Raw genomic sequence first — 14,104 nt, 5'->3', positions numbered from 1 at the left:
ATTCATATTGTCATCTTTTGCTTTTAAAATTAATTATATCTATATTTCGTTAAACGATTTTGATGCAAGATGAAATTATTACTGAGAATAATACCCCTAATCATACTTTTTGTTCTGCCTTCGAAAATATTTGGACAATCAGAGAAAGAATGTGAGGTCATCATAGATTCTGCCATTCAAAAAATGTTTAAAAAGCAACATACGAAGTCCCTGGAAATGCTGATCCGTGTGAAAACAGTTTCGGAACATAAGAAATGGAATAAAGCTAATTTTCGTGCAACCAATAATATCGGTCTGAATTATTATCTGATGACGGACTTTGGTGAAGCTCTGAAATTTTATTTAGAAGCTTATGACATCGCGACCAATATGCCAGATAAAAAGCACGTGATGACGGTCGTAAACAACATTGCGATTCTCTACTTTGAAGAGAAAAATAATCAGAAAGCCTACGAATATTTTCTAAAAGCCTACCAAACCGCAAAAGAAAACAAACGAAACGAAAAAGCTGGGGCTTATGCTGTAAACCTTGGTCTGGTTTTGAACAAATTGAACAAAACCAATGAAGCTTATAAATATATTCAGGAGGCGGAAACTTTGACTAAAGATGATCCAAAAGTCAACATTATGAACAAAATGGCTCTTGCGGAAAATCTCTATCTGAAGAAAAAATTTAAAGATTCCGAAGCCATCATTGATTATCTCATTCCTAAACTAGAAGTTGAAAATCAAACTGAAAATCTGGTTTTTATTCTATTGATCAAGGCTCAGATCAGCGAGAAAAAAGGTGATTATGCGCAAGCCAAATCTATGGCACTGGAAGCGCGAAAACTCTCGCCAAATATTAATAATAGGGAAGAAATCTACAATTATCTTTCTAAGATCAATGCAGAAACCAAGAATTATGATGAGTCTCTGAAGTATAAGGATTCTGTGATCGTGGTCAATGATTCGATTTCTAAAATTAACAATTCTGCTTTGTTCAACAATGGGAAGATCAAGTTCGAAATGCAGAATTACCAATTTGAACTGAAAGAAAGCCAACAGCGTTTGAAAGATGAAAGAAAAATTTTCTATGTCATCATTGCTTCTGCCATTATCATCATTTTGTTGGTGCTTCTTTTTCTTTACAACAATTCGATCAAATACAAACAACAGAAAACAATCACGCAACTCGAATTTGAGAAAAAGCAAAGCGACAATCTGATTCTGACCCAGCAGTTAAAAGAACAGGAGACTTTGTCTTTGCTCGAAAAAGAGCGTCTCAAAAACGAAATAGAACATCAAAACCGACAATTGACATCACAGGCTTTGACGATTTCCAGCAGAAATGATGTGGTGGAGGAGATCATTGAGGCCATCATCAATCAACCGGAAATTTCGAATAATTCCCATCTGGTAAAATCGATCAAGGATTTGAAAATTCAGTTGAAGAACAATAATCAATGGGATAGTTTTTTCAAACATTTCGAAGGCGTGAATCAAAATTTCATTACAACTTTGAAAGAAAGACATCCAGATCTGAGTTCTTCCGAGATCAGATTCATCTGTTATCTTTATATGAATTTAAGTCACAAAGAAATTGCGTCCATCCTAAACATAAGTCCAGAATCCTGCAGGAAAAGAAAGGAAAGAATTTCCAAAAAACTGAATTTGACTGATGGAATTAATTTATTCGATTATATATCAGCGATTTAGATTATTGTTGGTCACGAATAAAAATCAATGTTGTCACAATATGTCACGCCATAATTTGTAGGATTGTTTCTCTTTTTCATCAATTTTACATTAAATAAATTTTTGATTATGAAGAAAATTCTTACTCTTTTTTTAATGGTGATCTGTTTCAGTTTCTCGAACAGAGTTTTGGCTCAGATGACATTATTGACTTCGCCGAATTACGGACAGGTCTTCGATGTGACTTACGATCCTGTCAAACCAAATGTTTTATATGCGCATACGGTGACCAATCACGTTGTTAAAAGTTCTGACAATGGACAAAACTGGGAAGTTCTCTACTCATTCCCAATAGACCAAATTTTTGGAACCATCAAAGATCTGAAATGGACTCAGGATCAAAAGTATCTCAGTTTCATTGTTCAGGCGGAAGGTTCGGTTTATAATCAAATTATCATTATTGATCCTTCAAATGGCTCTGTTGTAAAAAATATCAATTCTCCGAACGGATCAATGCCTGGTAATCTGATTGTTTCTTATTCAGTTACCGGTTCTGATCAGGAAAATATTCTTTTGCACACGACATTTATGTTTAATTTTGGTTTGACAACAGATATTTTCTACACCGAAAATGGAGGAGGTAATTGGCAGAAAGTATATTCGAGTTTTGACAATGACGGGATTCACGTGAATAACGTGGCGATACATCCATCAGATCCAAAAAAGATTTTTCTGTCAAGAGGTTTTTCGCCGGATACGAAGTACGGTGGATTATTCGTTTCTGAAGATGCAGGAAGTTCGTGGACAGAAAAACTTGCCGGAACTAATTTTTCAGCGCTAGCATTCGATCCAGCGGATCCTCAAAAAATGTTTTTAGGAAGTTTTTATCTGTCAGAAGATCAAAGGCAAAATCTTTACAGATCCAATGATGGTGGAAGTACTTGGAACGTTGTCCCGATTAGTTGGACAGACCTTTCCACTAACAGCATCCAGAAAATAGTCATCAATCAAAAAAACAATGACGAGATCTTGATCTTGGAAGAGAATGAGATCGTCATTTCTAAAGATGGCGGAAACAGCTGGACGAATTACGTTCATCCCAATGATGATCTCGAAAACACATACTATTACGGACTGAATGCAACTTTCAATCCTTCAAATAATAGTGAAGTGATTATCAGTTCCAACTTCTATCCGTTCCATTCTTTGGACGGTGGTATTACAATGACAAGATTCAAAAATCCATTTGCCAATAATACAGGCAGAGTCAGTTTTCATAAAGGCACGGAGAAGCATTTGTACTATGGTCTGAGAAGAGGATTTATGCATAAAAATTTTCAATCTGGAGAAGAGACTGCAATTGGTCATCATCCAATTAACTTCTTCCCAAATTTCAACAATAACGGGCTTTTTGCGGATCCATTAGTTGCCGGAAGAGTGTACATCAGTACAAGTGGCTTTATGGGATCAAGCTTTGCTGTGAGCAATAATCACGGTGTAGATTATTCCACAGGTTACAGTGGTTTTGGACTTAATATCATGAAAATAGCGACTTCTAAACAGAATACAGATCATGCTTGGGTGTCTTTCAGTGAGTCTGTCAGAAAATTTGATTTCACTGATATGAGTGCCATTACCAGCGAAGAAGTAATTCTTCCTTCTTTCGGTGTTGTCTTTGGAATCATCGTCGATGAAAATAATGAGAATAATGTTCTGCTTTCTCAGGATAATAACGTTTACAAAACGACAGATGGCGGACAAACCTGGACAGCTTCGGAAAGCGGTTTGGGAGTTTTGGAATCCGGCAATGATTATATTTATGATATCAAAAGTAATCCATTTAATAAAAATCAATTACTGCTTTCGACCACAAAAGGAATTTTCCTCTCTGATGATGCAGGGATAAAGTGGAATCACGTCTACAATGGGAATGTCATCAACAATGCAGAATTTTCACCTTATAAAAACGGTGTCATCGTCGCAACTTCCAATTTTATGGATGGAACAGGTGATGGATATGCGTATCCGCCATCCCAAGTGAGAATTGTTTATTCCAAAGATTTTGGTCAGGCTTGGACCGAGATTTCACCTGAAGATCTGAATTATCTGTTTTCAGAATCTGCATCTATTGATTTTACGCCAGACGAAAAAGTTGATGTTTATATCAGCACATCTGACTTGGGATTGATTCAATATAAGATCAACTTGCAGACTTTATCTGTTGATATCAATATTTTATCAAACTCTGATTTGGTCATCTATCCAAATCCAACATCTGATTATGTGACAGTGTTGAATGAAAATGTAAAGGACATTAACGTCTTTGATTTCAATGGAAGAAGTGTATTGAGGTCATCTTCCAAAAAAGTAGATCTTTCCAATTTACCAAGAGGCGTTTACATCTTGAATGCAACTTTGAACAACGGAAAATCTATCTCCAAAAAAGTTGTAAGAAAATAATTATACATAGAACTTGATTAAAAAAGAACGGGAGCAAATTTTTGCTCCCGTTCCTATGTTTAAATGGAAATAAATTTATTTTTTCAAATCCACGTCTTCAGATCATACGCCGCTTCCCAAAAATGATATTCCATAATCGAAGCCGTGATGAACGCTTCCGTCATCTTTTCTCTCATTGCTGGAGTGGTTTCATTGGCAACTCTGTTACAGATGTCGATGGCTTTTTGGACAGCTTCAGCAAATTCCTCTCCGCCGTACGTGTCGATCCATTTCTGGTAAGGATTGTTGTCAGATTGAAGGTTGTTGTAGATATGATCCCCAACTTTTTTGTAGATCCAGAAGCAGGGCAGAACTGCAGCCATTCCAACTTCCACCGGATCCAAAGCTGCTGTGCTTTTCAGATAGTGAACGTAATGATGACAGACTGGCTGCATCTTTCCTCTTTCAGTCAATCCAAAATCCTCAAAATAAAATTCGTGCAAAGCATTTTCAACTACGATTGCCGTTTCTGCATATCGCATATATTCTAATGTATCATCTATATGATGGGCTCGTGCTGCGATCAACGACAAAGCTCTACCAAAATGTTCAAGATACAAAGAATCCTGCGCCATATAAAACTGGAACTTTTCCTTAGATAGGCTTCCATCAGACAATTCTAAGATGAAAGGTATTGTCAATATTGATTGATATCGTTCTTCAATTCGTAGCCAAGCGGATTCAGACCATTTCATTTTTGATTAGTTTAATTGGATTATAAAAGTGATTGAGTGGACCATTTCCTTTTCCGGTGACGACGTCTTTTCCATTTTTTATAGCTTCGAAAACATATTCCTGTGCAAGAGTTACAGCGCTTTTCAAATCTTCGCCATGAGCCAGAAAAGCTGCAATTGCGGAAGACAGCGTACAGCCGGATCCGTGGGTGTTGTTGGTGACAAATTTTTCAGTTTCGAAAGAAGTTAATTCACCGTTTTGGTTTAATAATAAAGATGTAATTATTGGCGATTCCTGATGGCCTCCTTTCAGCAGAATATTATTGCATCCAGATTTCAGAATGATTCTTCCTGCGTTCTCCATATCTTCTAAAGTTTTCACTTTCATGTCGGCCAGGATCGTAGCTTCGTCCATATTTGGTGTAATGATCTCGGCTATAGGAAAGAGCTTTTCTACTATGGTGGTGATGGTCTCTTCTTCGATCAATCGGTGTCCGCTGGTGGCAACCATAACGGGATCGAATACAATTGGGATTTTTGGATATTTTCTTAGTGTATTAACGATCGTTTCCACCAATTCTGGTGTATGAACCATTCCAATTTTTATAGCCCTTGGAAAAATATCATCTAGCACCGCTTCTATTTGCTCTTCGACAGCTTCCATTGGAATAGGATAGATTTTCCTCACGCCTTGTGTGTTTTGTACTGGTAAAGCTGTGAGAACAGATGTGGCATAGCATCCCAAAGCCGAAAAAGTCTTGATGTCCGCTTGAATACCTGCGCCACCGCTTCCGTCGAAACCTGCGATTGTCAATACGGAAGGATAAGTGTATTTTTTCATTTCAATATTTCATTTTTAAGTTCGGAAGCTGTTTTCTGTGGATTCTCGGAGGCGCATATTGCAGAGACCACCGCTAAGGAATTTGCGCCAGCTTTCATGATCATTTGTGCATTTTCTAGATTGATATTTCCAATAGCAATCAAAGGTTTGTCTGTTAAGCTTTTGATTTTCGTAAGACCATCAATTCCCCATTCAGTCACCGTATCTTCTTTTGTGTTGGTACTGAATATCGGACTTATTCCAAGATAATCTGAAGTAGAGGTTTGCTCATTTTCCAACTGTTCTAGGTACTCGATAGAGTAGCCGATCATTTTGTTTTTGAAGAATGATTGATCTCTCAAAGATGTCGGGGATATATCATTATTTCCGACGTGAATTCCAAAGGCATCAGCTTTTTCCGCAACTTCAGGGTGATCATTGATAATGAGCGGAATGTTGTATTTTTCTGTAACGTCCTTTAGCTGCAATGCCTTTTGAAGAAATTCCTTCTTTCCAATATTTTTCTCACGCAACTGGATGATGTCAACACCGCCGAGGATAGCTTCTTTTGCAACCTTCAGAAAGTTTCTTCCTAAGCAATCTTTTTCAGAAATGACCAAATACAACTGATAAGGAAATTTTGGATGAAGGCTCATTAATAGCTTAGTTTAAGATGATGTGAAAATTCTTTTTCCGTCATATTGAAAATCTTATCAATGATATGAAGCTGCAAACTTCCCGGTCCAACACTTAGATCAGAAGCCAACTCACCGGCAATACTCAGTAAGCTCATTGCCGTGGCTACAGCTTCTGTTTTATTTTCGATGACGCCAACAAATGCGCCTATCAGTGCTGATGCAGTACAACCAAGTCCTGTTACTTTTGTCATCATCTCGTGGCCGTTTTTTAAAAATATACCTTGTTTATCATTAATGATAATATCTGTCTCGCCAGAAATACAGACGATCGAACCATAATTTCGAACCAGATTTTTTGCTGCCTCTATGGCCTCGTCGCTCTTGGCTGTACTGTCAACGCCTTTGGTTGCTGTGACATTGGCCTTTGCCAAAGCAATGATTTCTGATGCATTTCCACGGATTACTGTGGGATTCAAAGTTAAAAGTTCGCTTAGTACAGTGTCGCGATAAGAAGTGGCGCCAGCTCCAACAGGATCCAGAACCCAAGGTTTGTTTAATGAATTGGCTTTTTTCACTGCCAGTAACATTGATTTTGCCCAATATTCATCCAATGTCCCGATATTCACGACCAGAGAATGAGAAATCGAAACCATTTCTTCCATTTCAGATTTGGCGTGCGCCATAATAGGAGAGGCACCGATGGCAAGAAGTGCATTAGCGGTATTGTTCATTACTACATAGTTGGTGATGCTGTGTACGAGAGGGGACGATTCTCTAACAGTAAGGATGTGTTTCCAAAGATTATTTTCCATATTCAAATATTTTAAAATAAATGCTTTAGGAAAAATAAAAGAAACAACAGCCATTTTTAAGTGAATGACTTATTGCTTTTCCCTACGTCGGTGTTAGCCGTATCAGGTTCAAAGGGACTCTCTCAATTCTTTTCAGAATACCCCTAAAGCATAATGTAAAATTACTTAAAAATATCAGATCAAGAAAGAAAATAGTTGAATTGTTACTTAATTTATTTTTTTATAATAGTTGTAAACTTATTTAAAAGTCTAAGTCAAAAGAAGGTAGTAGGAAAAATAAATTTAAGACTATAAGCGAAAGAACAGAAGACTTATACTATTTGACGTCCATATCAGATAGCTCTTAATAATCTCTTTTGGTAATTAAATAAAATGAAGAAGAATTTACGCAAGGTAAAACGCAAAAAAAGACCGAAAATATTACGGTCCTGTATCTTCATCTGTATGTCTAATTTTTATGATTTGATACTCTCAGCAATTCCCCTGAATTCCTGAGCTGAATCCTTGATCCTTTTTAGTTGATCACCTATTACACTGAAGCTTTCAGTATTTAGTTCATTTGTGTCTAAAGCGTCTTGGTAGGACTGAATCGCTGCATTCTCTCCAAACATTACATTTTGCAAAGTCGATGATTCAAGGTCACTGATCACAAATGCATTTTTAATATCGATCCACGCCCTGTGCAATGTACCGGTGACTGATGCTGAATCTTCAGGATTTCTGCCACATTGTGTTATCAGATTGATAATCTCGACCTTCATTATCTTGGTGTGGGAAATGGTGTGCTCATACTTTTCCTTTAATGTTGACTATGTCGGCGTATAATTCTATGATCCAAAAGGAGTTGAAGCAATAAAAAATGTGATCCGGATCACTTTTAAATAGTGATTTGGATCCTTTGTTAAAAAATAGGTAAATTCCAACTTTGTAGTTACAAATAAATAATTATAAAAATGAGCAAAAAAGTATTATTCGTGCTTACGAATCACGATGAATTAGGAAATACAGGTTTAAAGACAGGATTCTGGACTGAAGAATTGGCCGCTCCTTATTATGCATTATCGGATAAAGGGGTAGAGATCACATTGGCATCTCCAAAGGGTGGTCAACCGCCGATTGATCCGAAAAGTGAAGACCCTTCATCTCAGACAGATGCTACACGCAGAATGGACGATGATGAGGTATTAAACGAAAAATTAAAAAATACACATAAGTTATCGGAAGTTAAAAGCGAAGATTTTGATGCGGTATTTTATCCTGGTGGACATGGTCCTTTGTGGGATCTGGCTGAAGATAAAGTTTCACAAGACCTTATTGTTGATTTTTATAACAATGATAAACCAGTAGCGTTTGTATGTCATGCACCCGGGGTCTTGAAGGATGTAAAAATAGATGGTGAATATCTGGTGAAGGGTAAAAATGTCACCGGATTTACCAATACGGAAGAAGAGGCAGTACAACTGACTGATGTTGTTCCGTTCCTGGTGGAGGATATGCTTAAAAGGAATGGTGGATCATATAGTAAAGTTGAAGATTGGGCTCCTTATGCAGTAGTTGAAGGAAGACTAATCACATGACAAAATCCAGCTTCTTCTGAAAAAGTTGCGGAGGAGCTATTGAAACTGATTTAATGTTTTAAAACATTTACTGATAAAGCGGCATTTTTTGTCGCTTTAATAGTAAGAATCAAAGAATTGAAAATGCTTCAAGGTTTTAGCGGTTGTTGGTTCTTGGAAGGTATCTGAAATGGTTATAAGCAGAAAGAACAAGGAAGATCGTGTAGCTGTTGGTGCAAAATGATGTCACTGTCGTTAGTGGTTTAGCGGAAGGTATCGATTCAATCGCACACAAAACTGCTATTGAATTTCAAGGTTACCCAAAAGTTTCCCTATAAGAAACCGCACAATGGAGTTGATCAGTGATGCAACGATTGTCATTAAGGCGAGTGAGAAAACCGGCACAAAACATCAAGGAAAATGTCCTCGACGATAAGATCTCTTGGGCAGAAGAAATGCTAAGTTATGGTGCACAGGTAATGACCAATGATAACTTTGAATTTTTTAATTAAAGTATTCCATATCTAACGACAAAGAAAGAATATGTCTTTTAAGTTTCTTACATTCTTGTTCTATTCTCCAAGAGGTAAGTCCGAGATTGAAATTCTTGAAGAACGGTTGCTGGTTCCTGTAAAACAGAGATGTAAACTTCAGTACGAGATCAAACCAGAGAATAAAAGAAGCCGATCTATCGGAATATTTTTCAAACTAAGCTTTAATTCCCGTTTCAAGAAGTACACCTTTAGTAGATTGAGCTGTTTTCCGGCGAAGATAGTCTGTGAAACGTTTGACAGCAGTGGAATGGGAGAGATTGTAGCTGATTGTCTAATGTGCAAGTATGCAATACCCAAATCAAGTGGACAATTTCATGCCGATACCAGAAATAAGGTTTAGGCATATCAAGACAGTAAAAGGTATCCTACTGTCTCCGTATAAAGATAGGTACGAATAAATTTTAACGGTTTCTTAGTTTGAGTACAATAAAAGTGTGTGCTTATCGTCCTTTTGGTACTGGTAATCTGCTAATATAGTTTTGCCAAATAGAATTTATAGATAATTGAAGTATTTATTGAAAAGAATCTCATATTCTCAAAAAAGCAGATTAATATCATTCACTCACTTTTGATAATGCTTTGGTATTTAGATTTTTATGTAAATTGTCTTTTTTCTATTGTAATAACCAAGCTGATATTTCATTTCTGAAAAATGATTTATAGTTGATATTGAATGAAAAAATGTTCCACACCTAACTTAATATTATATGGCAATTGTAGTAATTCTACTACGTTTTTTTAAGTGCTGTGGTTCTATCTTTGGTATGTTAAAAGTAAGGAAAACATTAAAATACAATATATTAACAATTAAATTTTAGAAATCATGGCAAACAATTCAAGAGCCGTATTAAAATTCAACGGCGGATCAGAACAAAAAATTCTTAAACTGAATTACGGTGTATCAAGAAACACAGACGTTTCCGGTAGAGTTGCATCAGACCCTTCCAACGCATTGATTAAAATCACTGTTGAAGCGACTGAGGATTCAGGAATTTTGGAAAGTTTATTGAACGGGAAGTACAAACCAACAAATGGTGAAGTAACTTTTAACAAATCTCACGAAGAAGGAACTTTGACAACTTTGAAATGGGACAATGGTTATGTAATCCAGCACGAGGTGGATTATGATGCTTTGAACGAGGACAATATGTTCGTAAGCTTTGTCATCAGTGCAGAAAAAATCGACTACGGTAATTCTTCTTACGACGGAATTTGGCCAGGAGCAAAATAGTCATAAAACTTTTTAGTTAAAAATCCTGATGAAAATTTATTCGTCAGGATTTTTTATATAGATTCTCGGTGTAAATTTTAGCAATAACGGTTTCTCTAAACCAAAATCAATTGTTGCTTTTTATCAGAACTATCCAATTTTGGTCTAGAAAACGTTTGCTTTTGATATAATAACGTCCTTGTTCTTGTTTCAAATAAAAATCGTTGATGTCATCTTCATCGCATTTTCCAGTCGCTTTTAGAATTCCATTTTGTTCAGTGAGATAGTACTCGCCTTCGCACCAGTAATCTTGAGCTTGGTCCGCTCCAATACTTAATATAGCTGATTCGTCTGATGCTAGTGATATGGAGTATAGTAAATCTATTTCTTTTTGATTATAATTACTTATGGCTTTTGTTGTAATTTGATATTCGCCTTTCCAAGATTGGCTGTTCTCTTTTTTAGTCGATATGATATCGTTTTTATCTAATGATTTAATATCCGAAATTACTAATTTAGAATAGGAAATTTTGCCAGAATCATTTTTTCTCAGCTTAAGAATCATATTATCATCTGAATCCCAAAAGACATCATCTGTCAAAAAGTTTTCTGACCATAGCGTTGTAAAATGCTTTAGTTTTTTTTCCTTGATATCGTAAATAGAGATCTGGGATGAAAGTCCATCAGAATTCTTAAAGTTCAGTGCGTATAATTTACTCTTAGAAAAATAGGGCAGAGATGAAATAGTTGCTGATTTATAATCTTTGTTGCTTAATATCAATGCCTTTTCACCGTCGTAGAGCTTTAAATTGATGATATGGCTATTAATCAAATCGGAAAAACCTGCATAAGAATAATTGACAAATGAATCTGAGTTTTTATCATTGGTGGGAATCATTTTTATATTTCCGTAGTCTGTTTTTAAAATGTTGCTGCTAAACCTATATTTCTTTTCATCGAGATTATTTTGATAAGCTGATGAGTCTTTGATGAATTCTGCTCTTGAAATTGGTTTTAAAAATTGATCGTACTCATTTTCTTCTGTATTCAAATATGAATTTGAATTTGCGAGATCATCAATTGACTGTTTATTGTAGTCAAAAGTGTAATCTTTTTTTATAGTATTTGATAAATTGCCAGATTCTTTTTTACAACACAAAAGGCACGATAAAATAAATAAAGTGGTCAGATTTCTCATAAAATTATGATTTTTAAATTTCTAAATCGAAAGTTATATAATTGGTTTTCCCTTTGATGCGTACAGCTCTAGTGTTGATCTTTTTATTTCCACTTGGTTTGTAGCCAACGTGCACCCAATCTGGTTCGTTTTTGCTTCCGTACTCCCAAATGATCTGATGGTAACTCAGATTATGTCTAACATATTTGAATATTTGCTTATTGGTAATCCCGTTGGTACCTTGGATGTCTAATGCCTGCCCGAAACGATGCTGCGAAGTATTTGAACCACCTACTTTTTTATTAACAGCCTCACTTCGAAAAACACTTGTCAACTTCACATTACCATTAAATTGATCGTAAATTTTATCATAAATATTTATGCCAAGTTGCTTCAGATTTTCCTTTTCTGCTGCGCTTGGAGTGTTATCCAATCCATTTTGCTTAGCGGTATCACTTCTTATAGCTTGTGCCAGACTTAAATGAACACTCAGCATGTCTTCTTTCGGAGTTGCAGGTGATTTAGAAACTGGCGCAGTTTCAGAAGATGAACATTTGAACTCTAGTGGCTTATTATTTTGTCCTTCTTTCAAACTATGATAATAACGTTCCAAGATTTCCGACCGCTGAATCTTCTTGTCATCCTTATATATGCCGGTACTTTTTGTATCTACACTGGCGTTTTGCCTGTATTCCTCCGTGCCACTTTCGTACAGAACGAAGTTATCTGCTTTTCCAACACCTTTTGGAGCAAAAACGTGCAGATAGATATCTTCTGGACTTTTTATCTTGGATTTACTATCTTCAAAATACTTTTTGACATAATCCAGTTGATTGACCTCGCCCATTTTGGCTAATTTTAATTTCAACTCGTGTAATTTATCAAAGCCAGTCCCAGATTTAAATTCTCCGATAGCCTGCAAAGCAGATTGTGTAAATTGAATCAGACCCACGGCTCTAGAACCTTTAGAAATGATTTTCCCAGTTTTATCTTTTTTGTAGAGCCAAAAATCATCCTTAGTTATAGAGTTCACATCTTGTAAAGATTTACCCATTATTTGATGCGCTTTGAATGAGCCAGCAGTTTCGACATTCATTACTGCCATTAGACCATTGGACATCTCCATTTTTCGATCTTCTCCCCAAAGTTCCGTGCAGATTTGCACAACTTTCTTTCTGAATTGACAACTGACTTTTCCTCCCCAAATGAGATCTTTGTATTGCTCTTGGCAAATGCAATTTCCAATTGTGTCCTTTTTATCTTTTTTATTAATTACGGCTGGACTTTTCAATTTTTCAACCGTCATCAAACCATCAGAATCAATACCGAATTTTTTAGATTCAGCAGAAACATCCAGTACAATAACTTCTATAAAGTAATTCTGTTTTTCATTGTCAGAATCTCCCCAAATGCCAGAAGTCCCTTTAGAAAAAATACTTTCCGTTAATGTAAATCCCATTGTAACAATCGCATCGTGGTCAACCCTTATTTTTCCACTACGGTAAACTTCGTCATTAGTAGAAAGATTATCATATTCCCAGATGACATATTGGATGCTTTTGCCTTTCAGATTCTGGGAATTGATCCTAACCCGAATTTTATTTCCGACCTCAACCTTAGTCAATTTTTTTTCATTGGCATCAACAAAATACGCATCTGTTATTTTTCCTTTTGGGTCAGGCTGTTTCTTAGTCTTACTTGCAATAGTTGCCGGAAATTTGGCAGAATTTTGTTTTGGTTTTGGTCTGTAATCAGGATTTGCCACATTCACATTGATTTGACTCGCTTTTTCACCTTTACCTAGATGGGTAGCAGTAACATAAAATTCGTGAGTGGCACCTTCGTCTTCATCGCCTTTCATCAGATATTTATTGGCTATTTGTCGCATCACTTTTTCATCAGCACTCAGTGGAATTTTCGCTTCAGCAATACCTTTTTCATTAACAGTGGCATTATAAACCCTTGGGATTCTGTTGCTTTTGTTAATTTCAGGGTTATGCCCATCCCCAAGCGCATCATCCTCCCAAAGCTGGAATTCTATTTCCTTCCCAAAAAGTCCTGTGCAGAAAGCTTGGGCAATCAAAGTATCTCGATAATCAGCCTTGTTTACATCAACTTTTCCACGGTTGAAAAGAACCACTTTATTAATTTGCTCCTTTATACTAGCTGTGGGCGTAATTTCCAGTTTGCCGTAGAATGTTTTGGTGTTTTGCGTTGTTGGAAGTAGAGTTTGCCTGATTTCGAAGATTCTGATTTCAAATAAATCGCCTGCTACAGGTTCAAAAAATGTGTAGTCAACCTTAGTTCCAATTTTTGGAATTCCGTTTTTGGTAATATCTATCCAGTTGCCGTTCTTTTGTTTTTTGAAGAGATACCACTCATAAGTACTATTAGGATTATAGTAGGGTAGTGCGCCGAAAATACTGACTTCATAGAAATTAGTTTCTCCAACTTTTGGATTCTGATTACCGATGATTGCCGCCATAG

At 36.2% G+C, this 14,104-nt stretch carries 12 protein-coding genes, 1 pseudogene and 1 riboswitch; of the genes and pseudogenes, 6 read left to right on the top strand and 7 right to left on the bottom strand.

Annotated features, from left to right (window positions below; translation table 11 throughout):
• Nucleotides 1-69: 69 nt before the first annotated feature.
• Nucleotides 70-1,698, top strand: a complete 1,629-nt coding sequence (locus PQ459_13620; protein ID WDF45937.1) for a hypothetical protein — start codon at nt 70-72, stop codon at nt 1,696-1,698.
• 108 nt (nt 1,699-1,806) lie between these two features.
• Nucleotides 1,807-4,137: a T9SS type A sorting domain-containing protein gene (locus PQ459_13615; protein ID WDF45936.1), complete on the top strand. Its 2,331-nt coding sequence runs from the start codon at nt 1,807-1,809 to the stop codon at nt 4,135-4,137.
• Nucleotides 4,138-4,220: 83 nt separating this feature from the next.
• Here the strand turns inward: PQ459_13615 and tenA are convergent, their stop codons facing one another.
• The 5 genes and pseudogenes from tenA to PQ459_13590 all read right to left on the bottom strand — a co-directional run bounded on the left by tenA (nt 4,221) and on the right by PQ459_13590 (nt 7,911).
• Nucleotides 4,221-4,871, bottom strand: coding sequence for a thiaminase II (gene tenA / locus PQ459_13610; protein WDF45935.1), 651 nt, complete (start codon nt 4,869-4,871; stop codon nt 4,221-4,223).
• A complete protein-coding gene (gene thiD / locus PQ459_13605) occupies nt 4,858-5,691 on the bottom strand; it encodes a bifunctional hydroxymethylpyrimidine kinase/phosphomethylpyrimidine kinase (protein WDF45934.1) in 834 nt (277 codons plus the stop codon). The genes tenA and thiD overlap by 14 nt, the downstream gene beginning before the upstream one ends.
• Nucleotides 5,688-6,326 (bottom strand): thiamine phosphate synthase, encoded by a 639-nt coding sequence (gene thiE, locus PQ459_13600; GenBank protein ID WDF45933.1) that lies wholly within the window; start codon nt 6,324-6,326, stop codon nt 5,688-5,690. The genes thiD and thiE overlap by 4 nt, the downstream gene beginning before the upstream one ends.
• A complete protein-coding gene (gene thiM, locus PQ459_13595; GenBank protein WDF45932.1) occupies nt 6,326-7,120 on the bottom strand; it encodes a hydroxyethylthiazole kinase in 795 nt (264 codons plus the stop codon). Before thiM ends, thiE begins: the two co-directional genes overlap by 1 nt.
• Before the next feature lie 62 nt (nt 7,121-7,182).
• Nucleotides 7,183-7,275, bottom strand: a riboswitch (TPP riboswitch).
• A gap of 300 nt (nt 7,276-7,575) precedes the next feature.
• Nucleotides 7,576-7,911, bottom strand: a pseudogene (locus PQ459_13590) (PA2169 family four-helix-bundle protein).
• Between the two features lie 162 nt (nt 7,912-8,073).
• Here PQ459_13590 and PQ459_13585 point away from each other — a divergent pair.
• The 4 genes from PQ459_13585 (at nt 8,074) to tssD (ending at nt 10,461) form a co-directional block, all read left to right on the top strand.
• A complete protein-coding gene (locus PQ459_13585) occupies nt 8,074-8,697 on the top strand; it encodes a type 1 glutamine amidotransferase domain-containing protein (protein ID WDF45931.1) in 624 nt (207 codons plus the stop codon).
• A gap of 353 nt (nt 8,698-9,050) precedes the next feature.
• Nucleotides 9,051-9,188 carry a hypothetical protein gene (locus PQ459_13580; GenBank protein ID WDF45930.1) on the top strand — a complete coding sequence of 46 codons (138 nt, stop codon included), beginning with the start codon at nt 9,051-9,053 and terminating at the stop codon, nt 9,186-9,188.
• A 31-nt stretch (nt 9,189-9,219) separates the two neighbouring features.
• Nucleotides 9,220-9,570 (top strand): hypothetical protein, encoded by a 351-nt coding sequence (locus tag PQ459_13575; protein ID WDF45929.1) that lies wholly within the window; start codon nt 9,220-9,222, stop codon nt 9,568-9,570.
• 483 nt (nt 9,571-10,053) lie between these two features.
• Nucleotides 10,054-10,461 (top strand): type VI secretion system tube protein TssD, encoded by a 408-nt coding sequence (gene tssD, locus PQ459_13570; GenBank protein ID WDF45928.1) that lies wholly within the window; start codon nt 10,054-10,056, stop codon nt 10,459-10,461.
• A 106-nt stretch (nt 10,462-10,567) separates the two neighbouring features.
• Here the strand turns inward: tssD and PQ459_13565 are convergent, their stop codons facing one another.
• Both PQ459_13565 and PQ459_13560 read right to left on the bottom strand, forming a co-directional pair.
• Entirely contained in the window at nt 10,568-11,491 is a 924-nt protein-coding gene (locus PQ459_13565; GenBank protein ID WDF45927.1) for a hypothetical protein, read from the bottom strand.
• A 160-nt stretch (nt 11,492-11,651) separates the two neighbouring features.
• The gene (locus PQ459_13560) at nt 11,652-14,102 is read right to left on the bottom strand and encodes a D-Ala-D-Ala carboxypeptidase family metallohydrolase (GenBank protein ID WDF45926.1); all 2,451 of its coding nucleotides are present in this window, start codon (nt 14,100-14,102) and stop codon (nt 11,652-11,654) included.
• Between the last annotated feature and the right edge of the window lie 2 nt (nt 14,103-14,104).

Origin of the sequence: Chryseobacterium sp. KACC 21268 (assembly GCA_028736075.1) — a bacterium.
In the GTDB taxonomy this organism is placed as follows: domain Bacteria; phylum Bacteroidota; class Bacteroidia; order Flavobacteriales; family Weeksellaceae; genus Epilithonimonas.
This window is presented reverse-complemented; position numbering and strand designations above follow the sequence as displayed.

Coding starts and splice junctions, on each gene's coding strand:
- PQ459_13620 (WDF45937.1), top strand. CDS start 70: ATGAAATTATTACTGAGAATAATACCCCTAATCATACTTTTTGTTCTG.
- PQ459_13615 (WDF45936.1), top strand. CDS start 1,807: ATGAAGAAAATTCTTACTCTTTTTTTAATGGTGATCTGTTTCAGTTTC.
- tenA (WDF45935.1), bottom strand. CDS start 4,871: ATGAAATGGTCTGAATCCGCTTGGCTACGAATTGAAGAACGATATCAA.
- thiD (WDF45934.1), bottom strand. CDS start 5,691: ATGAAAAAATACACTTATCCTTCCGTATTGACAATCGCAGGTTTCGAC.
- thiE (WDF45933.1), bottom strand. CDS start 6,326: ATGAGCCTTCATCCAAAATTTCCTTATCAGTTGTATTTGGTCATTTCT.
- thiM (WDF45932.1), bottom strand. CDS start 7,120: ATGGAAAATAATCTTTGGAAACACATCCTTACTGTTAGAGAATCGTCC.
- PQ459_13585 (WDF45931.1), top strand. CDS start 8,074: ATGAGCAAAAAAGTATTATTCGTGCTTACGAATCACGATGAATTAGGA.
- PQ459_13575 (WDF45929.1), top strand. CDS start 9,220: ATGTCTTTTAAGTTTCTTACATTCTTGTTCTATTCTCCAAGAGGTAAG.
- tssD (WDF45928.1), top strand. CDS start 10,054: ATGGCAAACAATTCAAGAGCCGTATTAAAATTCAACGGCGGATCAGAA.
- PQ459_13560 (WDF45926.1), bottom strand. CDS start 14,102: ATGGCGGCAATCATCGGTAATCAGAATCCAAAAGTTGGAGAAACTAAT.